The organism is Streptomyces sp. NPDC026589 (genome assembly GCF_040638385.1).
Classification (GTDB): Bacteria; Actinomycetota; Actinomycetes; order Streptomycetales; family Streptomycetaceae; genus Streptomyces.
The window spans coordinates 317,328-339,414 of the sequence record NZ_JBEZYG010000004.1; the positions used below are offsets into that span (position 1 = coordinate 317,328).

The 22,087-nt window shown below is 71.4% G+C and carries 21 protein-coding genes; 18 read left to right on the forward strand and 3 right to left on the reverse strand.

What is annotated here, in order from left to right:
- Positions 1-3 precede the first annotated feature (3 nt).
- Together AB0F29_RS09595 and AB0F29_RS09600 are read left to right on the forward strand one after the other, a co-directional pair.
- Positions 4-642 carry a vitamin K epoxide reductase family protein gene (locus AB0F29_RS09595; protein WP_361869354.1) on the forward strand — a complete coding sequence of 213 codons (639 nt, stop codon included), beginning with the start codon at positions 4-6 and terminating at the stop codon, positions 640-642.
- A 72-nt stretch (positions 643-714) separates the two neighbouring features.
- Positions 715-2,085 carry a replication-associated recombination protein A gene (locus tag AB0F29_RS09600; RefSeq protein WP_361869356.1) on the forward strand — a complete coding sequence of 457 codons (1,371 nt, stop codon included), beginning with the start codon at positions 715-717 and terminating at the stop codon, positions 2,083-2,085.
- 33 nt (positions 2,086-2,118) lie between these two features.
- On the opposite strand, the gene AB0F29_RS09605 is transcribed toward AB0F29_RS09600, so the two are convergent.
- A complete protein-coding gene (locus tag AB0F29_RS09605) occupies positions 2,119-2,820 on the reverse strand; it encodes a DUF2470 domain-containing protein (RefSeq protein WP_361869359.1) in 702 nt (233 codons plus the stop codon).
- Between the two features lie 188 nt (positions 2,821-3,008).
- Here AB0F29_RS09605 and rpsD point away from each other — a divergent pair, with 188 nt between their 5' ends.
- The gene (gene rpsD, locus AB0F29_RS09610; RefSeq protein ID WP_018960518.1) at positions 3,009-3,623 is read left to right on the forward strand and encodes a 30S ribosomal protein S4; all 615 of its coding nucleotides are present in this window, start codon (positions 3,009-3,011) and stop codon (positions 3,621-3,623) included.
- 17 nt (positions 3,624-3,640) lie between these two features.
- Here the strand turns inward: rpsD and AB0F29_RS09615 are convergent, their stop codons facing one another.
- Entirely contained in the window at positions 3,641-5,854 is a 2,214-nt protein-coding gene (locus AB0F29_RS09615) for a tetratricopeptide repeat protein (protein WP_361869364.1), read from the reverse strand.
- 221 nt (positions 5,855-6,075) lie between these two features.
- Here AB0F29_RS09615 and AB0F29_RS09620 point away from each other — a divergent pair, with 221 nt between their 5' ends.
- From AB0F29_RS09620 to nusB, 13 genes are all read left to right on the forward strand, one after another.
- Positions 6,076-6,537, forward strand: a complete 462-nt coding sequence (locus tag AB0F29_RS09620; protein WP_007457957.1) for a DUF948 domain-containing protein — start codon at positions 6,076-6,078, stop codon at positions 6,535-6,537.
- A gap of 7 nt (positions 6,538-6,544) precedes the next feature.
- Positions 6,545-6,904, forward strand: coding sequence for a DUF6167 family protein (locus AB0F29_RS09625; protein WP_361869367.1), 360 nt, complete (start codon positions 6,545-6,547; stop codon positions 6,902-6,904).
- Positions 6,891-9,560: an alanine--tRNA ligase gene (gene alaS / locus AB0F29_RS09630; protein ID WP_361869368.1), complete on the forward strand. Its 2,670-nt coding sequence runs from the start codon at positions 6,891-6,893 to the stop codon at positions 9,558-9,560. Before AB0F29_RS09625 ends, alaS begins: the two co-directional genes overlap by 14 nt.
- Before the next feature lie 8 nt (positions 9,561-9,568).
- Positions 9,569-10,042 (forward strand): Holliday junction resolvase RuvX, encoded by a 474-nt coding sequence (gene ruvX, locus AB0F29_RS09635; RefSeq protein ID WP_179894397.1) that lies wholly within the window; start codon positions 9,569-9,571, stop codon positions 10,040-10,042.
- Between the two features lie 100 nt (positions 10,043-10,142).
- Positions 10,143-11,933 (forward strand): endolytic transglycosylase MltG, encoded by a 1,791-nt coding sequence (gene mltG / locus AB0F29_RS09640; protein ID WP_361869371.1) that lies wholly within the window; start codon positions 10,143-10,145, stop codon positions 11,931-11,933.
- A complete protein-coding gene (locus AB0F29_RS09645) occupies positions 11,930-12,757 on the forward strand; it encodes a shikimate dehydrogenase (protein ID WP_361869372.1) in 828 nt (275 codons plus the stop codon). Before mltG ends, AB0F29_RS09645 begins: the two co-directional genes overlap by 4 nt.
- Before the next feature lie 145 nt (positions 12,758-12,902).
- A complete protein-coding gene (gene aroC / locus AB0F29_RS09650) occupies positions 12,903-14,087 on the forward strand; it encodes a chorismate synthase (protein WP_361869375.1) in 1,185 nt (394 codons plus the stop codon).
- Complete coding sequence (aroB, locus tag AB0F29_RS09655; protein WP_361869377.1) at positions 14,084-15,721, forward strand: 3-dehydroquinate synthase; 1,638 nt, start codon at positions 14,084-14,086, stop codon at positions 15,719-15,721. Before aroC ends, aroB begins: the two co-directional genes overlap by 4 nt.
- Entirely contained in the window at positions 15,718-16,158 is a 441-nt protein-coding gene (locus tag AB0F29_RS09660) for a type II 3-dehydroquinate dehydratase (RefSeq protein WP_361869380.1), read from the forward strand. Before aroB ends, AB0F29_RS09660 begins: the two co-directional genes overlap by 4 nt.
- Positions 16,159-16,308: 150 nt before the next feature.
- Positions 16,309-17,211: a Pro-rich N-terminal domain-containing protein gene (locus AB0F29_RS09665; protein WP_361869382.1), complete on the forward strand. Its 903-nt coding sequence runs from the start codon at positions 16,309-16,311 to the stop codon at positions 17,209-17,211.
- Between the two features lie 122 nt (positions 17,212-17,333).
- Entirely contained in the window at positions 17,334-18,440 is a 1,107-nt protein-coding gene (locus tag AB0F29_RS09670; protein ID WP_361869385.1) for a M24 family metallopeptidase, read from the forward strand.
- A gap of 50 nt (positions 18,441-18,490) precedes the next feature.
- Positions 18,491-19,057: an elongation factor P gene (efp, locus tag AB0F29_RS09675; protein WP_018960530.1), complete on the forward strand. Its 567-nt coding sequence runs from the start codon at positions 18,491-18,493 to the stop codon at positions 19,055-19,057.
- Positions 19,058-19,059: 2 nt separating this feature from the next.
- A complete protein-coding gene (nusB, locus tag AB0F29_RS09680) occupies positions 19,060-19,491 on the forward strand; it encodes a transcription antitermination factor NusB (RefSeq protein WP_007453233.1) in 432 nt (143 codons plus the stop codon).
- A 206-nt stretch (positions 19,492-19,697) separates the two neighbouring features.
- Here nusB and bldD read toward each other — a convergent pair whose 3' ends face one another.
- Positions 19,698-20,198: a transcriptional regulator BldD gene (bldD, locus tag AB0F29_RS09685; RefSeq protein ID WP_003970358.1), complete on the reverse strand. Its 501-nt coding sequence runs from the start codon at positions 20,196-20,198 to the stop codon at positions 19,698-19,700.
- 222 nt (positions 20,199-20,420) lie between these two features.
- On the opposite strand from bldD, the gene pyrR reads away from it, so the two are divergent.
- Positions 20,421-21,005: a bifunctional pyr operon transcriptional regulator/uracil phosphoribosyltransferase PyrR gene (pyrR, locus tag AB0F29_RS09690; protein ID WP_361869389.1), complete on the forward strand. Its 585-nt coding sequence runs from the start codon at positions 20,421-20,423 to the stop codon at positions 21,003-21,005.
- 94 nt (positions 21,006-21,099) lie between these two features.
- Positions 21,100-22,086 (forward strand): aspartate carbamoyltransferase catalytic subunit, encoded by a 987-nt coding sequence (locus AB0F29_RS09695; RefSeq protein WP_018960533.1) that lies wholly within the window; start codon positions 21,100-21,102, stop codon positions 22,084-22,086.
- Position 22,087: the final 1 nt, after the last annotated feature.

Sequence of the window (22,087 nt, forward strand, 5' to 3'; positions counted from 1 at the left end):
GATATGACGACTGCAGCGGTAGACCACGATCTCTCCTCCGATCAGGACGAGGGCGGCCGCAAGCGCACCTTCGGGGCCGGACGCGGTCTCGCCCTGCTCCTGGTGATCACCGGCGCGGCCGGACTACTGGCCGCCTGGGTCATCACGCTCGACAAGTTCAAGCTGCTGGAGGACCCCTCCTTCACCCCCGGGTGCAGCCTCAATCCCGTCGTCGCGTGCGGCAACATCATGAAGAGCGAGCAGGCCTCCGTGTTCGGGTTCCCCAACCCGATGCTGGGCCTCGTCACGTACGGCATGGTCATCGCGATCGGGATGGGGCTCCTCGCCGGCGCCCGCTTCCGTGCCTGGTTCTGGCTCGGGCTGAACGCCGGGACGCTCTTCGGCGTCGGCTTCTGCACCTGGCTCCAGTACCAGTCGCTGTACAACATCAACTCGCTCTGCCTGTGGTGCTGCCTGGCCTGGGTCGCCACCATCGTCATGTTCTGCTACGTGACCACGCACAACGTCAAGCACCGCATCCTCCCGGCCCCGGCCTGGCTGCGCAGCGGGCTCACCGAGTTCCCCTGGGTGCTGCCGGTGATGTGGATCGGGATCATCGGCATGCTGATCCTGACCCGCTGGTGGGACTTCTGGACCAGCTGACAGTCACCTACCGATCTCGTAGGTGCTCTGCCCCCGGCGGCGCTGTCAGTGGGGTCGCATAGGCTTCATGACGTGGAGCCCGACCTCTTTACCGCAGCCGCCGAAGACCGCCAGGAGAAGGACCCGTCCAGCAGCCCCCTCGCTGTCCGGATGCGTCCCCGAGTCCTCGACGAGGTCGTCGGCCAGCAGCATCTGCTGAAGCCGGGCTCGCCGCTGCGCCGCCTCGTGGGTGAGGGGGGCGGTGGTCCGGCCGGCGCGTCCTCGGTCATCCTGTGGGGTCCGCCCGGCACCGGCAAGACGACCCTGGCGTACGTGGTCAGCAAGGCGACCAACAAGCGCTTCGTCGAGCTCTCCGCGATCACCGCGGGCGTCAAGGAGGTCCGGGCCGTCATCGAGAGCGCGCGTCGCGCCACCGGTGGCTTCGGCAAGGAGACCGTCCTCTTCCTCGACGAGATCCATCGCTTCTCCAAGGCCCAGCAGGATTCCCTGCTCCCCGCCGTGGAGAACCGCTGGATCACCCTCATCGCCGCCACTACGGAGAATCCGTACTTCTCGATCATCTCCCCGCTGCTGTCGCGGTCCCTGCTGCTGACCCTGGAATCGCTGACCGACGACGACCTGCGTGATCTGCTGCGCCGGGCGCTGACCGACGAGCGGGGCCTGGGCGGGGCGGTCACCCTGCCCGAGGACGCCGAGGCGCATCTGCTGCGCATCGCGGGAGGCGATGCGCGCCGGGCCCTGACGGCGCTGGAGGCCGCTGCGGGCGCGGCCATCGCCACGGGCGAGGCGGAGATCACCCTGGAGACGCTGGAAGCGACCGTCGACCGTGCCGCCGTGAAGTACGACCGGGACGGCGACCAGCACTACGACGTGGCCAGCGCGCTCATCAAGTCGATCCGGGGCTCCGACGTGGACGCCGCTCTGCACTACCTGGCCCGCATGATCGAGGCGGGGGAGGACCCGCGGTTCATCGCCCGCCGGCTGATGATCTCGGCCAGTGAGGACATCGGCCTGGCCGACCCCACCGCGCTGCCGACCGCCGTGGCCGCCGCCCAGGCGGTCGCCATGATCGGATTCCCGGAGGCGGCGCTCACCCTCAGCCACGCCACCATCGCGCTGGCGCTCGCCCCGAAGTCCAACGCGGCGACCCTGGCGATCTCCGCCGCGCAGGAGGACGTGCGCAAGGGGCTCGCGGGACCGGTCCCGGCCCATCTGCGCGACGGCCACTACAAGGGGGCGGCCAAGCTCGGCCACGCCCAGGGCTATGTCTATCCGCACGACGTGCAGGGTGGCATCGCCGCCCAGCAGTACGCCCCGGACGCGGTCCGCGACCGGCGGTACTACACCCCCACCCGCTACGGCGCCGAGGCGCGGTACGCGGACGTCGTCGAGCGTGTGCGCGAGCGCCTGGGCCGGTCCGACGAGAGCGCGGAGCGGCCCTAGGCCTACAGGGCCTGGGGGGCCGACGCCCCTGGATCAGGAGGCGGCCGCCTCGAAGAGCGTGTGCATGGCGCGGCGCAGCCCGGTGACGTCGCGGACCGGCTCCGGGAACTCGAAGCGGGCGTCGAAGCAGGAACCCCGGTCCTCGACGAAGCGGACCCGCAGCCCGAAGCGGTCCAGGGCGACGGGCACGGCCCTGGGCTGCTGGGAGGAGCAGGCGCGGGCGGTGCGCTCGCCCAGCAGCCCGCACAGGGTGCGCATCTGCTCGTCGTGGGCGGAGTGCAGATGCTGGAGCAGCTCCGGCTCGTGGAGGACCAGCGGGTCGGGTACCGCGTCCCGGAAGTCCTCCGGCTCGATGTCCTCGGCGCCCCAGAGGTCGTCCACGTAGGCCTCGCCGAACTCCAGGCGCAGCATCATCCGGCCGGCCGGGGCAAGTCCGGGGACGGAGGTGAGCCAGCCGGAGACCCACGCGCGGCCGCGGATCCGGTGCGGTACGGAGACCGGGGCGACGTCCGTGATCTCCAGCACGGCGGTCAGCTCGTCGTCCTGCGCGTGCGTGGCGGCCCGAACGGCCGGGGAATCCGCGGGGAATTCGAGGAACAGGTCGCCCTCGGGGCCCACGCTCCTGCTGTCCGGGATCAGGGGTTCGGCGCGGGCCGGATCGAGCCCCGGTACGACGAGCAGCGCGGAGCAGGTACTCTGTACGAGAGTTCGTGTGCGCTCGGCTGCTGACGGCATCCGAGTGTTTTCAAGCCCGCTGGGACGCGGCTGACCACGATCAGATCGGCCTTCCGTCGTAGCAGCACCTTCTGGTGTGCTGCCGCTGTCTGTGCTGTCCGTGACGTGAGTGGTGTTCCCAGGGCGAGACATGCGATCTCCTTGAGTAAGGTAAGCCTAACCTAACCTACAACGGAGGTCTGGAGAACGTGCCTAACCAGTCGCGTCCCAAGGTCAAGAAGTCGCGTGCCCTCGGCATCGCTCTGACGCCCAAGGCTGTCAAGTACTTCGAAGCTCGTCCGTACCCGCCGGGCGAGCACGGCCGTGGCCGCAAGCAGAACTCGGACTACAAGGTCCGTCTGCTGGAGAAGCAGCGCCTGCGTGCGCAGTACGACATCAGCGAGCGCCAGATGGCGCGCGCCTACGACCGTGCCAAGAAGGCCGAAGGCAAGACGGGCGAGGCGCTGGTCGTCGAGCTCGAGCGCCGCCTCGACGCCCTGGTCCTGCGTTCGGGCATCGCCCGCACCATCTACCAGGCCCGTCAGATGGTCGTCCACGGCCACATCGAGGTCAACGGTGGCAAGGTCGACAAGCCGTCGTTCCGCGTCCGTCCCGACGACGTCGTGATGGTCCGCGAGCGCAGCCGCTCCAAGGTCCCCTTCCAGGTGGCCCGCGAGGGTGGCTACGACACCGACGGTGAGACCCCGCGCTACCTCCAGGTGAACCTGAAGGCCCTGGCCTTCCGCCTGGACCGGGACCCGAACCGCAAGGAGATCCCGGTGATCTGCGACGAGCAGCTCGTCGTCGAGTACTACGCCCGCTGATCCAGGCGTAGCCGCTCTCACCAGCGCTCCGGCCCGCCCCTCCCTGTCATCCGGGAGGCGGCGGGCCTTCGCGTTCCCCCGGATCCGCCCGCCGTCGGCGCGCCGTCCGCGCCCGGTCCGTCCGTCGCCGCGGCCGGTCCGCCGCCGGCCAGGGCCCGTTCGACCGCGGTGGCCGGATCCAGCCGCCGGCCCGCCCGCAGCCCCTCCTCGTACGCCACGTTCCCCACCTCCCGGCGCGCCCGCTCCTCGCACTCCGCCCGCGGCCGCCCGTAGAACGCCGAGCCGAACAGCTGCAACCCCACCGACGGCCAGATGCCCTCCGCCGCTCCTTGGAGCACGGCGGCCTCCCAAGCGTCCCCCTCCACCGCCGTCACCAGGGCCAACAGCTCCAGCGACAGCACCGTGCCCAGCAGATCGTTGAACGTCCGGCCGATCGTCAGGCACTCCCCGAGCATCTGCCGCGCCCGGGCCGGCCGTCCGCGCCGCAGCGCCGCGTACGCCAGGACGTACAGCGCGTACGCCAGCGCCCACCGCTCCCCGTGGTCCTCGCAGACCTCCCGGACCTCGTCGCAGATCGCCGCGGCCGCGTCCAGATCACCGAGGAACGCCACCGCCATGGCCAACTCCACCTGCGCCATCAGCACATTGCTGTTCAGCTCGCCGACCTCGCGGTACCGGCCGAGCGCGTCGCGGAGCAGCTCCTCGGCGCGCGGCATGTCGTCCGTCACGATCGCCAGGCACCCCGTGCGGTGCACCGCGTACGCCAGCGCGGTCGCGTCCCCGGAGCGCTCGGCCTCCTCCCGGCACTCCTGGAGCGCCGAGATCGCGCCGACCGCGTCACCCTGCAGCACGGCCACGTAGCCCAGCACCCACAGCACCTTCAGCCGTGCGGCGTCGTGCGGGGTCGGCTCCTCCAGGACGTGGTCCAGCCAGTGCCGTCCCTCGGACAGCCGCCCGCAGCCGGCCCAGTAGAACCACAGCGTGCCCGCCAGATACTGCGCCAGATGTACCTCGTCGGGGCTCTCCATCGAACATTCCATCGCCCGGCGGAGGTTGGGCAGCTCGCTGTCGATGCGCGCCGCCACCTCCGCCTGGCGCGGACTGAACCAGTCCAGCTCGCACCAGGTCGCGAGCCCCAGGAACCAGTCCCGGTGCCGCCGACGCAGCCGCGGGGCGTCCCCGGCGGCCGCCAGCCACTGCGCCCCGTACTCGCTGACCGTGTCCAGCAGCCGGTAGCGGGCGCCGGCCGGGCCGTCCTCGCGCTCCACCACCGACTGGGCGAGCAGCTCGTCCAGCACATCGAGCACCGAGTCGGCCGGCAGGTCCGGCCCGCCGCAGATGTACTCGGCGGCCTCCAGGTCGAACGATCCCGCGAACACCGAGAGCCGCGCCCACAGCAGCCGCTGCTCGGGCGTGCACAGCTCATGGCTCCAGCCGATCGCCGTACGCAGCGTCTGGTGGCGGGGCGGCGCGCCGCGACGGCCGCCGGTCAACAGCCGGAACCGGTCGTCCAGGCGCAGGAGCACCTGTTCCACCGAGAGGGCGCGCAGTCGCCCGGCCGCCAGTTCCAGGGCCAGCGGAATGCCGTCGAGGCGGCGGCAGAGCTCCAGCACGGACGCCCGCTCGCCCGCCGTAGGCCCCCAGCCCGGCCGGACCCCGCGCGCCCGCTCGGTGAAGAGCTCCACCGCGTCCCCGTCGGACATCGGGGCGAGCGGATACGTCCGCTCCCCGTCCACCCGGAGGGGGCAGCGTCCGGCCGTGAGCACCTGGAGGCGCGGAGCCCGGCGCAGGAGTTCGGTGACGAGGTCGGCGCAGGCGTCGACGAGGTGCTCGAAGCCGTCGATCACCAGCAGTGTCCGGCGCTCGGAAAGATGTTCGACGAGGGTGGCGCGCGGGGGCCTGCTGGTGTGATCGGTCAGCCCCAGGGCGTCGACGAGGGCGTGTTCCAGCAGGTCGGGGTGGCGGACGGCGGAGAGCTCGGCCAGCAGGACCCCGCCGCAGTACCGTTTCTCCCGAAGTGCGGCGACCCGGATGACGCACCGGGTCTTGCCCACGCCCGCCACTCCGGCGACGGTGACGAGCCTGGACTCCTCCAGCAGCCCGCCCAGCTCGGCCAGTTCGTCCTCGCGCCCGACGAAGGGGTTCAGTTCGGCCGGGAGAGCGCCGGGCGCCGGTGCGGGGCGGGCGTCCGGATCGCCGGGATTCGGGCAGGGGTCGTGCAGGCGTCGCATGAAACACGGAGCGTACTGGCTTGAAAGCTCTCCGTATAATCTCGTTATGGCAACTCCCTCCCGGCCCGCGGAGAATGCGGTAGGAGAGGAGATGCGCGGCGCGATAGGCTCGTGTGACGACGATCGGGCGTCCGGGCCCAGGCCCGGACGCGACCGACGGAGACAAGGCCCGGCAGGGCCGAGCGACGAGCAGAGAGCGGTGCACAGTGTCCGGTGGAGAGGTGGCCGGGATCCTCGTGGCCGTCTTCTGGGCGATCCTGGTCTCGTTCCTCGCCGTGGTGCTGGTGAGGCTCGCCCAGACGCTCAGGGCGACCACCAAGCTCGTGGCGGACGTGACCGACCAGGCCGTCCCGCTGCTGGCCGACGCGTCGGCGACGGTGCGCTCCGCGCAGACCCAGCTGGACAAGGTCGACGCCATCGCGAGCGACGTCCAGGAGGTCACCTCCAACGCCTCCGCGCTCTCCACGACCGTCGCCTCCACCTTCGGCGGCCCCCTCGTCAAGGTCGCCGCGTTCGGCTACGGCGTACGGCAGGCCCTCGGCCGCCGCACCGCACCCGAGCCCGAACCGGAACCGGCGCGGGGCCGCGGCTCCGCCCGCCGCACGGTGATCGTCGGCCGGACCGTACCCTCGGCGCGCGGACGCAGGCGCGAACGCCGAAACGCCCGCGGACAGAAGGACTGATCGAGCGATGTTCCGCCGCACGTTCTGGTTCACCGCCGGCGCAGCCGCCGGTGTGTGGGCCACCACCAAGGTCAACCGCAAGCTCAAGCAGCTGACGCCCGAGAGCCTCGCGGCGCAGGCCGCGGACAAGGCGATCGAGACCGGTCACAAGCTCAAGGACTTCGCCCTCGACGTACGCGACGGCATGGTCCGGCGCGAAGCCGAACTGGGCGGCGCCCTGGGCCTTCAGGCGCCGGTCGACCCCGACCTTCCCGTACAGCGGCACTTCGCCGTCGAAGCGGCCGAACCGCCCGCGAACGCGAACACGTACCGCACGCTCCCCTGCAACTCGAACAACCGGAATGAGGACCCTGATGGAGTCGGCTGAAATTCGCCGCCGCTGGCTGAGCTTCTTCGAGGAGCGCGGTCACACCGCCGTGCCTTCGGCGTCGCTCATCGCGGACGACCCGACTCTGCTGCTGGTCCCCGCGGGCATGGTCCCCTTCAAGCCGTACTTCCTCGGCGAGGTCAAGCCGCCCGCCCCGCGCGTCACCAGCGTGCAGAAGTGTGTCCGTACACCGGACATCGAAGAGGTCGGCAAGACCACCCGGCACGGCACCTTCTTCCAGATGTGCGGCAACTTCTCCTTCGGGGACTACTTCAAGGAGGGGGCCATCACCCTCGCCTGGGAGATCCTGACGAAGTCCGTCGAGGAGGGCGGCTACGGCCTCGACCCGGAGAAGCTCTGGATCACGGTCTACCTCGACGACGACGAGGCCGAGGCCATCTGGCGCGATAAGATCGGCGTCCCCGCCGAGCGCATCCAGCGCCTGGGAATGGGGCCGAACTTCTGGTCCATGGGCGTGCCCGGCCCGTGCGGCCCGTGCTCGGAGATCAACTACGACCGCGGCCCCGAGTTCGGCGTCGAGGGCGGCCCGGCCGTCAACGACGAGCGCTACGTGGAGATCTGGAACCTGGTCTTCATGCAGTACGAGCGTGGCGCCGGCGACGGCAAGGAGGACTTCCCGATCCTCGGGGACCTGCCGTCGAAGAACATCGACACCGGTCTCGGCCTCGAACGCCTCGCCATGATCCTCCAGGGCGTACAGAACATGTACGAGACCGACACCCTGCGCGTCGTCATGGACAAGGCCACCGAACTGACCGGCGTGCGCTACGGCGCCGAGCAGGGAACCGACGTCTCGCTCCGCGTCGTCGCCGACCACATCCGTACGTCGGTGATGCTCATCGGCGACGGCGTCACCCCCGGCAACGAGGGCCGCGGCTACGTGCTGCGCCGCATCATGCGCCGCGCCATCCGCAACATGCGTCTCATGGGCGCCACCGGCTCCGTGGTGAAGGACCTGGTCGACGTCGTGATCGACACGATGGGCCTCCAGTACCCGGAGCTGATCACCGACCGCAGGCGCATCGAGACGGTCGCGCTCGCCGAGGAAGCCGCCTTCCTCAAGGCCCTCAAGGGCGGCACCAACATCCTGGAGACCGCCGTCACCGAGACCAAGGCCGCCGGCGGCCAGGTCCTCGCCGGCGACAAGGCGTTCCTGCTCCACGACACCTGGGGCTTCCCGATCGACCTCACCCTGGAGATGGCCGCCGAGCAGGGGCTCTCCGTGGACGAGGACGGCTTCCGCCGCCTCATGCAGGAGCAGCGCGACAAGGCCAAGGCCGACGCCCGCGCCAAGAAGACCGGTCACGCCGACCTCTCCGCCTACCGCGAGGTCGCCGACACCTCCGGCGCCACCGAGTTCACCGGCTACACCTCCACCGCCGGCGAGTCCACCATCGTCGGCCTGCTGGTCGACGGCGTGCCCTCGCCCGCCGCCACCGAGGGCGACGAGGTCGAGGTCGTCCTCGACCGCACCCCCTTCTACGCCGAGGGCGGCGGCCAGCTCGCCGACACCGGCCGCATCCGGCTGGACACCGGCGCCGTGATCGAGATCCGCGACGTCCAGAAGCCGGTCCCCGGCGTCCACGTGCACAAGGGCGTCGTCCAGGTCGGCGAGGTGACGGTCGGGGCTCCTGTCTTCGCCTCCATCGACAGCACCCGCCGCCGCGCCATCGCCCGCGCCCACAGCGCCACGCACCTCACGCACCAGGCACTGCGCGACGCGCTCGGCCCGACGGCCGCCCAGGCCGGCTCGGAGAACTCGCCCGGCCGCTTCCGCTTCGACTTCGGTTCGCCCGCCGCCGTCCCCGGCACGGTCCTCACCGACGTCGAGCAGCGGATCAACGAGGTCCTCTCGCGAGAGCTCGACGTCCAGGCCGAGGTCATGTCCATCGACGAGGCCAAGAAGCAGGGCGCCATCGCCGAGTTCGGCGAGAAGTACGGCGAGCGGGTCCGCGTCGTCACCATCGGCGACTTCTCCAAGGAGCTGTGCGGCGGCACCCACGTCCACAACACCGCCCAGCTGGGTCTGGTGAAGCTGCTCGGCGAGTCCTCCATCGGCTCCGGCGTGCGCCGTATCGAGGCCCTCGTCGGCGTGGACGCGTACAACTTCCTCGCCCGGGAGCACACGGTCGTCGCCCAGCTCCAGGAGCTGGTCAAGGGCCGCCCCGAGGAGCTCCCCGAGAAGATCGCGGGCATGCTCGGCAAGCTCAAGGACGCCGAGAAGGAGATCGAGAAGTTCCGCGCGGAGAAGGTCCTCGCGGCCGCCGCCGGACTCGTCGAGTCCGCCAAGGACGTCCGCGGCACCGCCCTGGTCACCGGCCAGGTCCCCGACGGCACCTCCGCCGACGACCTGCGCAAGCTGGTCCTGGACGTGCGCGGGCGCATCCAGGGCGGCCGGCCGGCCGTCGTGGCCCTGTTCACCACGGCCAACGGCCGCCCGCTCACCGTCATCGCCACCAACGAGGCCGCCCGCGAGCGCGGTCTCAAGGCCGGTGACCTGGTGCGCGCCGCCGCCAAGACCCTCGGTGGCGGTGGCGGCGGCAAGCCGGACGTCGCCCAGGGCGGCGGCACGAACCCGGCCGCCATCGGCGACGCCGTGGCCGCCGTCGAACGCCTCGTCACCGAGACCGCGTGACGAGCGGGATGACGCCGATGCGCCGGGGCCGACGGCTCGCCGTCGACGTCGGGGACGCCCGGATCGGGGTCGCCTCGTGCGACCCCGACGGGATCCTGGCCACGCCGGTGGAGACCGTGCCGGGACGCGATGTCCCGGCCGCCCACCGGCGGCTCCGCCAACTCGTCGAGGAGTACGAGCCGATCGAGGTCGTCCTCGGCCTGCCGCGCTCCCTCGGCGGCGGCGAGGGCCCGGCGGCGGTCAAGGTCCGGGAGTTCGCCCAGGTGTTCGCCCGCTCGATCGCACCCGTTCCGGTGAGGCTGGTGGACGAGAGGATGACCACAGTGACGGCCGCTCAGGGGATGCGCGCCTCGGGTGTGAAGTCCAAGAAGGGCCGGTCTGTCATCGACCAGGCTGCCGCTGTGGTGATCCTTCAGAACGCTCTGGAGTCCGAACGGGCGTCAGGCAACCCCCCGGGCGAGGGCGTCGAAGTGGTTGTCTGATCGCGATACGGTAACGTTCCGCGCGATGCGGCGGTGTTCGAACAAACACCGCACAGCGAAGCGAAGAGACGGAACGTCGTCTCGCGGCTCTAGGGGATCGATGACTGAGTATGGCCGGGGCCCCGGCTCCGAACCGTGGCATCCCGAGGACCCCTTGTACGGGGACCAGGGATGGGGAGGCCAGCAGGCCGCCCACGGCCAGGGCCAGTACGGCGACCAGCAGCAGTCCTTTCCGCAGGACCCGTACGCCCAGCAGCAGTCCTTTCCGCAGGACCCGTACGCCCAGAACCACCAGCAGTACCCGCAGCAGCAGAACCAGCAACAGCAGCAGTACGACCAACAGAACCAGCAGCCGTACGCCCAGCAGAACCAGCAGCAGTACGGCACGCCTCAGCAGGACCCGTACGCCCAGCAGCCGGGTGCCCAGCCGCAGTACGACGGCGGCTGGGACACCGGGCAGCAGGCCGCCATGCCGTACGGGGCCGAGCCCCAGGACCCGTACGCCCAGCAGCCCGGCGGCTACGACGCGGCGCAGGACTACTACGGCACCCCTGAGGCCTACCCTCCGCCGCAGCCCCCGGGCCGCCGCGACGCCGCAGCCGAGCAGCAACAGCAGCAACAACAACAGCAGCAGTCGCCGACGGACTGGGACCCGGACGCGCCGCAGGAGGAGACGCACCCCTTCTTCACCGGTGCGGACGAACCGGCCGGCCGCGAGCCGCACGACGACGATGACCCGGACGACGACGGTTCGCGCGCCTCGCGCCGCGACCGCGGCGGCAGCGACCGGCGGGGCGGCAAGGGCAAGAAGAAGAGCCGCAGCGGCGTCGCCTGTCTGGTGGTCGCCGTCGTCCTGGTCGGCGGCCTCGGCGGCGTCAGCTACGTCGGCTACACCTTCTGGAAGAACCAGTTCGGCGCTCCGGCCGACTACGCGGGGGCGGGTACCGGCCAGGTCGAGGTCGAGATCCCCGAGGGGTCGCTCGGCTACGACATCGCGAACATTCTGCGCAAGAGGGGCGTCATCAAGTCCTCCGACGCCTTCGTCGCGGCGCAGAACGACAACCCCAAGGGCAAGTTGCTCCAGGCCGGCGTCTACCTCATGAAGAAGGAGATGTCCGCCGCCAGCGCGATCGACCTGATGCTCGACCCCAAGAGCCAGAACGCTTTCGTGATCCCCGAGGGCACCCGTAACGTCACGGTCTACGCGAAGATCGACGAGCGGCTGGAACTGGAGAAGGGCACCACGGCGAAAGTCGCCAAAGCCAAGGCGGAGTCCCTGGGCCTGCCCGACTGGGCGGACGACAACCCGGATGTGAAGGACCCGCTGGAAGGCTTCCTGTACCCGGCCGCCTATCCGGTCGCCAAGGGGTCGAAGCCCGAGGACGCGCTGAAGAGGATGGTCACGCGGGCCAACAAGGAGTACGACAAGCTCGACCTGCCGGCGAGTGCGAAGGAGCTCGGTCTCAAGAACCCGTGGGAACTGATCACCGTCGCGAGCCTCGTACAGGTCGAGGGCAAGTACAAGCACGACTTCGACAAGGTCGCACGCGTCGTCTACAACCGTCTCAAGCCGGGCAACATGGAGACGGTCGGGCGGCTCGAATTCGACTCCACGGTCAATTACATCAGGGGCCAGAGCACCCTGGACATCGGCGCGGTCGACGAGGTCCGGAAGATCGACGACCCGTACAACACCTACAAGATCATCGGCCTGCCCTCCGGCCCGATCAGTAATCCTGGCGCGGACGCCCTGCACTCGGCGATGAACCCCAAGCCGGGCCCCTGGTACTACTTCGTCTCGATCAACGAGGACAAGACGGTCTTCGCCGAGACCAACGAGGAGCACGAGAAGAACCGGCGGGAGTACGAAGAAGGGAAGTCCGGCCAGTGAGCGAGCCTCGCCGGGCCGCCGTCCTCGGTTCGCCCATCGCCCACTCCCTCTCCCCGGTCCTGCACCGCGCCGCGTACGCCGAACTCGGCCTCGACCACTGGTCCTACGACCGGTTCGAGGTCGACGAGGCGGCGTTGCCGGGCTTCGTCGCGGGACTGGACGCCTCCTGGGCCGGGCTGTCGCTGACCATGCCGCTCAAGCGGGCGATCATCCCGCTGCTCGACGAGATCAGCGCGACGGCCGCCTCCGTGGAGACCGTCAACACGGTCGTGTTCACCGACGACGGCCGCCGGATCGGTGACAACACCGACATCCCCGGCATGATCGCCGCCCTGCGGGAGCGCGGGATCGACAAGGTCGACTCCGCCGCCGTCCTCGGCGCCGGAGCCACCGCCTCCTCCGCGCTCGCCGCGCTCGCCGCCGTCTGCGCCGGACCCGTGACGGCGTACGTGCGCGGCCCCGAGCGCGCGGCCGAGATGCGGGCCTGGGGGGAACGGCTCGGCGTCGACGTCGTGATCGCCGACTGGGCGGACGCGGCAGCGGCACTGAGCGCGCCGCTCGTCATCGCCACCACCCCGGCGGGCGCCACCGACGCCCTGGCCGGATCCGTGCCGGCGGCCCCGGGCATCCTCTTCGACGTGCTGTACGAGCCGTGGCCCACGGCGCTCGCCGCCGCCTGGTCGGCGCACGGCGGGGCCGTCGTCGGCGGACTCGACCTCCTCGTGCACCAGGCACTGCTCCAGGTCGAGCAGACGACCGGCCGGGTCCCGGCGCCGCTGGCCGCCATGCGGCAGGCAGGGGAAGCCGCGCTCGCGGCCCGCTGACGGGCCCGCGGGCCGGCGCCGTCCGTCCGTCTGCTGGACCGGCGGCCGGATCGTGCCCCCGGTCGTGGGAGGATCAAAGGCGGCGGGCCAGGGCCGCGCACCCGGTGGCGCCGTTGGATTTCAGGCGCGAGCATGAGGAGCACCGTTGAGCAGGTTGCGCTGGCTGACCGCGGGGGAGTCGCACGGCCCCGCACTGGTGGCGACGCTGGAGGGCCTTCCCGCCGGTGTCCCGATCACCACGGAGATGGTGGCGGAGGCGCTGGCCCGGCGACGGCTCGGTTACGGCCGCGGCGCGCGGATGAAGTTCGAGAAGGACGAGGTCACCTTCCTCGGCGGCGTACGCCACGGCCTCACCATGGGCTCCCCGGTCGCCGTCATGGTCGGCAACACCGAGTGGCCCAAGTGGGAGCAGGTCATGTCGGCCGACCCGGTCGACCCCGAGGAGCTGGCGAAGCTCGCCCGCAACGCCCCGCTGACCCGCCCCCGGCCCGGCCACGCCGACCTCGCGGGAATGCAGAAGTACGGCTTCGACGAGGCCCGGCCGGTCCTGGAGCGCGCCAGTGCCCGGGAGACCGCCGCGCGCGTCGCCCTCGGTGCCGTCGCCCGCTCCTACCTCAAGGAGACCGCGGGCATCGAGATCGTCAGCCATGTCGTCGAGCTGGCCGCCGCCAAGGCCCCGTACGGGGTCGTCCCCGTCCCCGCCGACGTGGAGAAGCTGGACGCCGACCCGGTCCGCTGCCTGGACGCCGACGCGTCCAAGGCGATGGTGGCCGAGATCGACCAGGCCCACAAGGACGGCGACACCCTCGGCGGGGTCGTCGAGGTGCTGGCGTACGGCGTGCCCGTCGGGCTCGGCTCGCACGTGCACTGGGACCGGCGCCTGGACGCCCGGCTCGCCGCCGCGCTCATGGGCATCCAGGCCATCAAGGGCGTCGAGGTCGGCGACGGCTTCGAGCTGGCCCGGGTCCCCGGCTCGAAGGCGCACGACGAGATCGTCGCCACCGAGGACGGCATCAGGCGCACCTCCGGGCGTTCCGGCGGCACCGAGGGCGGGCTCACCACCGGTGAACTGCTGCGCGTCCGCGCCGCGATGAAGCCCATCGCGACCGTGCCGCGCGCCCTGGCCACCGTGGACGTCGTCACCGGCGAGGCCACCAAGGCCCACCACCAGCGCTCCGACGTCTGCGCCGTCCCGGCCGCGGGCATCGTCGCGGAGGCCATGGTGGCCCTCGTCCTGGCCGACGCGGTCGCGGAGAAGTTCGGCGGCGACAGCGTCCCCGAGACCCACCGCAACGTCCAGTCGTACCTCGACCACCTCCAGATCCGATGAGCGGCCCCCTGGTCGTCCTCGTCGGCCCGATGGGCGTCGGCAAGTCCACCGTCGGCGAACTGCTCGCCGCCCGCCTCGGCACCACCTACCGGGACACCGACGCGGACGTCGTCGCCGAGGCCGGCAAGCCGATCGCGGAGATCTTCTACGACGAGGGCGAGGAGCACTTCCGCGCCCTGGAGCGCCGGGCCGTCGAGGCGGCCGTCGCCGGACATTCGGGCGTCCTCGCCCTCGGCGGCGGTGCCGTCCTGGACGCGACGACCAGGAAGCTGCTGGCCGGCCGCCCCGTCGCCTACCTCTCCATGGACGTGGACGAGGCCGTCCGCCGCGTCGGCCTCGGCGCCGCCCGCCCCCTGCTCGTGGTCAACCCGCGCCGGCAGTGGCGCGAGCTGATGGACGCCCGCCGCCCCCTCTACGAAGAGGTCGCCCGTACCGTCGTCGCCACCGACGAGAACACCCCCGAAGAGGTCGCCCAGGCGATCATCGACGCACTGGAACTGCCGGAGGGCCAAGCCGCCCCCGGCGTGGAGAACACCGGCATGACGCAGCAGGGCCCCACCCGCATCCAGGTCGCAGGCTCCGCGGGCTCCGACCCGTACGAGGTCCTCGTCGGCCACCAGCTCCTGGGCGAGCTGCCCCAGCTGATCGGCGACCGCGCGCGACGCGTCGCCGTACTGCACCCGGAGGCGCTCACCGAGACCGGTGAGGCGGTCCGTCAGGACCTCGCCGACCAGGGGTACGAGGCCATCGCCATCCAACTGCCCAACGCGGAGGAGTCCAAGACCGTCGAGGTCGCCGCCTACTGCTGGAAGGCGCTCGGCCAGACCGGCTTCACCCGCACCGACGTCATCGTCGGCATCGGGGGCGGCGCCACCACGGACGTCGCCGGGTTCGTCGCGGCCACCTGGCTGCGCGGGGTGCGCTGGATCGCGGTCCCGACCACCGTGCTCGGCATGGTCGACGCGGCCGTCGGCGGCAAGACCGGCATCAACACCGCCGAGGGCAAGAACCTGGTGGGCGCCTTCCACCCGCCCGCCGGGGTCCTCTGCGACCTCGCCGCGCTGGACTCGCTGCCGGTCAACGACTACGTCTCCGGCATGGCCGAGATCATCAAGGCCGGGTTCATCGCCGACCCGGTCATCCTGGACCTGGTCGAGGCCGACCCCGAGGGCGCGCGCACCCCGGCCGGGCCGCACACCGCTGAGCTGATCGAGCGGTCCATCCGGGTCAAGGCCGAGGTCGTCTCCAGCGACCTCAAGGAGTCCGGACTCCGCGAGATCCTCAACTACGGCCACACCCTGGCCCACGCCATCGAGAAGAACGAGCGCTACAAGTGGCGCCACGGCGCGGCCGTCTCCATCGGCATGGTCTTCGCGGCCGAGCTGGGCCGGCTCGCCGGACGCCTCGACGACGCCACCGCCGACCGGCACCGCAGCGTCCTGGCGTCGGTGGGTCTGCCGCTCGCCTACCGCGGCGACCAGTGGCCCAAGCTGCTGGAGAACATGAAGGTCGACAAGAAGTCGCGCGGCGACCTGCTGCGCTTCATCGTCCTGGACGGCATCGGCAGGCCCACCGTCCTGGAGGGCCCCGACCCGGCCGTGCTGCTCGCCGCCTACGGGGAGGTCTCCGCGTGAGGCGAAGGGTCTTCGTCCTGAACGGTCCCAACCTCGGACGCCTAGGCTCGCGTGAGCCCGACGTCTACGGGGCCACCTCCTACGCCGGACTCGTCGACGCCTGTACGACCCTCGGCAAGGAGCTCGGCTTCGACGTCGAGGTGCGGGAGACCAACGACGAGGGCCAGCTGATCCGCTGGCTCCACGAGGCGGCGGACGGATCGATTCCGGTCATTCTCAACCCGGGCGCGTTCACGCACTACTCGTACGGCATGCGGGACGCGGCCGCCCAGCGCACCGCCCCGCTGATCGAGGTGCACATCTCCAACCCGTACACCCGCGAGGAGTTCCGGCACACGTCCGTGGTCGCCGCGGTGGCCACGGGCACGGTGGCCGGGTTCGGCATCGGCTCCTACCGGCTCGCCCTGCGCGCCCTGGCCGACGAGCTGACGGACTGACGGACCGACAGCATCGCGGTGCCCGTCCGCACTCCGCGCGGCCGGCGGGCCCTTCGCACCCTCCCGGGCCGTTCACCCCGAGACGGCCCGGGAAGGTACGGTGGCCGTCCCATCAGCGTCAGTTGCAGTTACGAGACGGAGTGGCACCGGATGCAGCACGCAGTGGGGGCCCCGCTGCCGCCGCCCCACGGCCCCGGCATCGGGCACGTCGGCCGGCCGTACCAGGCCCAGCACGCCGGCCACCCCGGCCCGCCCCCGATATCCCCGCCGCCCGGCCAGGCCCCGCCCCCGCTCCCTCCTGGCCAGGCTCCGCCCCCGGCCCAGGGCCGGCCCCAGCAGCCCGCCGCCCCCGGCCAGGCCCCGCAGCCCGGCTGGAGCGGCACCGGACCCACGCCGCCGCCCGCCGGGCAGGTGACCGGGCACACCGGGCACGTCCAACTGCCCCCGGGCGGTCCCGTTCCGCTGCCCGCACCGCCCGCCGGGGCCGGCACCGGCGGCGCCACGCTCGCCGTCCTACTCATCGGCCCCGCCGGGGCGGGCAAGACCACGGTCGCCAAGCTCTGGGCGGCCCGCCGCCGGGTGCCCACCGCCCACGTTTCCCTGGACGACGTCCGCGAATGGGTCCGCTCCGGCTTCGCCGACCCGCAGGCCGGCTGGAACGACCACTCGGAGGCCCAGTACCGGCTGGCCCGCCGCACCTGCGGCTTCGCCGCCCGTAACTTCCTCGCCAACGGCATCTCCTGCATCCTCGACGACGCCGTCTTCCCCGACCGCCCGGTCGTCGGCCTCGGCGGCTGGAAGCGCCACGTGGGCCCCGGCCTGCTGCCCGTGGTCCTGCTGCCCGGCCTGGAGATCGTCCTGGAGCGCAACGCCGCCCGCAGCGGCAACCGCAGGCTCTCCGACGAGGAGGTCGCCCGCATCCACGGCCGGATGGCCGGCTGGTACGGCTCCGGCCTCCCGATCATCGACAACTCCACGTACGACGTCGAGACCACCGCCCGGGTCCTGGACGATGTGCTGGCCCGCTCGATCGCGAGCCCGCCCGCCTGGTAGCCGACGGGAGGCCCCGTCCGGGCGGAAAGCCCTCCCGACGGCGGCCGACCGCGCGCGGCGTCCGGCCCCCGGTCGGGTGCGCTGGCCGGGCGGGGAGCCGCCCTCGCTCGTACGCTCGAACCATGTCAGAGGTGCACGCCGTCCGACGCGGGCTGCTCCGCGACCGGTGCGCCGCCGCGGGCTCCGCGGCCGCCCTGGTCTCCCGACCCGCCAACGTCCGCTATCTCGCGGGCGGAGCGCCGCCCGGGGCCGTGCTGCTGCTCGGCCCCGGCGAGGACGTTCTGCTCTGCCCCCGCGCCCCGACCGGTGAATCCGCCCACGGGCGGCCCGACGAGGCGCTCCGGATCGACCTCCTGCCCGTCCCGGACGGGGACCCGGTGGTCGCCGCCGCGGGGCTCGCCGCCTCGGCGGGCGCCGATTCGCTCGCCGTCGAGGAGCACGATCTGACCGTGGCCCGGCACCGAGCTATGGGGAAGGCCGCCCCACGCCTGATCCTGGCCGATCTGGGCTTCACCGTGGAGCAGCAGCGGATCGTCAAGGACGAGGAGGAGATCGGCTGCCTCCGGATCGCCGCCGAGATCACCGACCAGGCCCTCGGGGAACTCCTCGAATCGATCCTCGTCGGCCGTACCGAGCGGCATCTCGCCCTGGAGCTGGAGCGCCGCCTGGTCGACCACGGGGCGGACGGTCCCGCCTTCGCCACCTCCGTGGCCACTGGCCCCAACTCCGGTCAGGGACGGCACCGGCCCTCGGACCGCAGGGTGGAGGAGGGGGATTTCCTCTCCGTCCGCCTCGGCGCGAGCTACCACGGCTACCGCTGCGAGATCGGCCGGACCTTCGTCATCGGCACCGCCCCCGCCGAGTGGCAGATCGAGCTCTACGACCTCGTTTTCGCCGCTCAGCGGGCCGGCCGGGAAGCCCTGGCGCCGGGGGCCGCCTATCGGGACGTGGACCGTGCGGCCCGTCATCCGCTGGAGTCGGCGGGGCACGGAGAGGGGCTTCAGCCGAGGAGCGGGCACGGTGTGGGCCTGGAAATCGAGGAGGACCCGCAACTGGCACCGACAGCCATGGGTAAACTGGACGCTTGTGTGCCGGTCACCGTCGAACCGGGGGTCCACCTCCCGGGCCGGGGCGGTGTCCGGATCGATGACACGCTCGTCGTGCGCCCCGAGGCGGACGGCGGACCCGAGCTACTCACCATGACGACCAAGGAGCTGCTCGCGCTCTAGCGCGCATCCTCGGTCGTTCCACCAGCTTCAGTCCAGGAGATTCCGCAACCGTGGCTTCCACGAACGACCTCAAGAACGGCCTGGTGCTCAAGCTCGACGGAGGCCAGCTCTGGTCCGTCGTCGAGTTCCAGCACGTCAAGCCCGGCAAGGGCCCCGCCTTCGTGCGCACCAAGCTCAAGAACGTGCTCTCCGGCAAGGTTGTCGACAAGACGTTCAACGCCGGCGTGAAGGTCGAGACGGCCACCATTGACCGCCGCGACATGCAGTTCTCGTACATGGACGGCGAGTACTTCGTCTTCATGGACATGAGCACCTACGACCAGCTCATGGTCGAACGCAAGGCCGTCGGCGACGCCGCCAACTTCCTGATCGAGGGCTTCACCGCCTCCGTCGCCCAGCACGAGGGCGAGGTGCTCTACGTCGAGCTGCCGGCCGCCGTCGAGCTCACCGTCAAGCACACCGACCCGGGCGTCCAGGGCGACCGCTCCACCGGCGGCACCAAGCCCGCCACGCTGGAGACGGACTACGAGATCGGCGTGCCGCTCTTCATCAGCACCGGCGAGAAGATCAAGGTCGACACCCGCTCGGGCGACTACCTCGGCCGGGTGAACAGCTAACCGTGGCTGCCCGGAACAAGGCCCGCAAGCGCGCCTTCCAGATCCTCTTCGAGGCCGACCAGCGCGGTGAGTCCGTGCAGAGCGTCCTCGCGGACTGGGTTCGGCTCTCGCGGACCGACGACCGTCAGCCGCCGGTCGGTGAGTTCACGATGGAGCTCGTCGAGGGGTACGCGCAGTACGCGGACCGGATCGACGACCTCATCGTCACCTACGCCGTGGACTGGGAGATCGACCGCATGCCGGTCGTCGACCGGAGCATCCTACGGCTCGGCGCGTACGAGCTGATCTGGATGGACGAGACCCCGGACGCCGTGGTGATCGACGAGGCCGTCCAGCTCGCCAAGGAGTTCTCCACCGATGACTCCCCGTCCTTCGTGAACGGCCTGCTGGCCCGTTTCAAGGACCTCAAGCCGAACCTCCGCCGGGAGCAGTAGCCCCGGCCGCGGCGGTTCGGTCGCACACACCACGAAGGGGCCCGCGGTCAGCCGACCGCGGGCCCCTTCGTCGTACCCGAGAACCCCGCGCCGGGTCGGATGGACCCGGGGCACGGGCCGGGAACAGAAACGCCGGGAGGGCGGGAGCCCGAAGGTCCCCGCCCACCCGGCGGCACGTTTCTGCTGTGGGGTCCCGCCCCGCTCGCTCAGCCCTCGTCGTGGGAGACCGCGCGACGCGCGTCCGCGTCCAGCACGCCCCAGCTGATGAGCTGCTCCGTGAGGACGGAAGGCGACTGGTCGTAGATGACGGCGAGCGTGCGCAGGTCGTCCTGGCGGATCGAGAGCACCTTGCCGTTGTAGTCACCGCGCTGGCTCTGGATGGTCGCCGCGTAGCGCTGCAGCGGACCGGCCTTCTCCGGCGGGACGTGGGCGAGGCGCTCCAGGTCCAGGACGAGCTTCGGCGGCGGCTCCGCGGCCCCGCCCGGCGTCGTACCGGGCAGCAGCTCCTGCACCGGGACCCCGTAGAAATCCGCCAGCTCGGCGAGGCGCTGTACGGTCACGGCACGGTCGCCGCGCTCGTACGAACCGACCACGACGGCCTTCCAGCGACCCTGGGACTTCTCCTCCACGCCGTGGAGGGAAAGGCCCTGCTGGGTGCGGATGGCACGGAGTTTGGCCCCGAGTTGTTTTGCGTATTCGCTGGACATATGGCTCCCCGGACGCTGGAACAGTGTGCGGCTCCGCCGCGTGGCTGGTAACTCACTGTGAGGTTACGCAGCGTTACTTGGATGCGTCAAGCCGAATGGTCCGGACCGGTACCTCCCGGGGGTGGGGCCAGGGCCGGGCGCAAGCCCTGGTAGCGTGGATGACGCAATTTCGACGTCCTTTAACGATCCGTCCCGTGAGGCGGAGAAGGAGGTCCGTTTCTTATGGACGCACAGCACGACGACACCGGCAACGCGGCACGCCCCGTTCTTGAGGCCCCCGACATCGCCCGTGTTCTGACCCGTATCGCCCACGAGATCGTCGAACGCGCCAAGGGTGCCGACGACGTGGTGCTGCTCGGCATCCCGACCCGAGGCGTCTTCCTCGCCCGTCGGCTGGCCGAGAAACTCCAGGAGATCACCGGCCGGAAGACGCCGGTCGGATCGCTCGACATCACCATGTACCGCGACGACCTGAGGATGCGCCCGGCGCGCGCCCTGGCCCGTACCGACATCCCCGGCGAGGGGATCGAGGGCAGCCTGGTCGTCCTGGTCGACGACGTGCTCTTCTCCGGCCGCACGATCCGCGCCGCCCTCGACGCGCTCGGCGACATCGGCCGCCCCCGCGCGGTGCAGCTCGCGGTCCTCGTCGACCGTGGCCACCGGGAGCTCCCGATCCGCGCGGACTACGTCGGCAAGAACCTCCCCACGTCGCTGCGGGAGACGGTCAAGGTCCAGCTCGCCGAGGAGGACGGCCGCGACGCCGTGCTGCTGGGCGTCAAGCAGGCCACCCCCGCGGACACGCGGTAGCCCGAGTCCTCCCGTACGCCCTTTCGGGGACGTACGGCCGCTCCCGCGTGCCCGCATGCCTGAAACTCCCTCCAGCAACCCGGAGAACCCCCAGATGAAGCGTCACCTCATCTCGGCCGCCGACCTCACCCGCGACGACGCCGTCCTGATCCTCGACACCGCCGAGGAGATGGCCCGGGTCGCGGACCGGCCGATCAAGAAGCTCCCCACCCTGCGCGGCCGTACCGTCGTCAACCTCTTCTTCGAGGACTCGACCCGCACCCGCATCTCCTTCGAGGCGGCCGCCAAACGGCTGTCCGCCGACGTCATCAACTTCTCCGCCAAGGGCTCCTCCGTCTCCAAGGGCGAGTCCCTGAAGGACACCGCGCTGACCCTGGAGGCGATGGGCGCCGACGCCGTCGTCATCCGGCACGGCGCCTCCGGAGCCCCCTACCGGCTCGCCACCTCCGGCTGGATCGACGGGGCCGTGGTCAACGCCGGCGACGGCACCCACGAACACCCCACCCAGGCACTGTTGGACGCCTTCACGATGCGCCGCCGGCTCGTCGGCGCCGACACCGGGCTCGGCCGCGACCTGGACGGCCGCCGCATCACGATCGTCGGCGACATCCTGCACAGCCGCGTCGCCCGCTCCAACGTCCACCTGCTCACCACGCTCGGCGCGCACGTCACCCTGGTGGCTCCGCCCACCCTGGTGCCCGTCGGCGTCGAGAAGTGGCCCTGCGACGTCAGCTACAGCCTCGACGACGTGCTGGCGAAGTCCGATGCGGTGATGATGCTGCGTGTGCAGCGTGAACGGATGAACGCCGCGTACTTCCCGACCGAGCGCGAGTACTCCCGCCGCTACGGCCTGGACGGCGAGCGCATGGCGAAGATGCCCGGACACGCCATCGTCATGCACCCCGGCCCGATGGTCCGCGGCATGGAGATCACCGCCGAGGTCGCCGACTCCGACCGCTGCACGGTCGTCGAGCAGGTCGCCAACGGCGTCTCCATCCGCATGGCCGTGCTCTATCTGCTGCTCGGCGGCTCCGACACCGCACTGTCCGCCGCCCCCGCCCGTACCGAGGAGAACAAGTAAC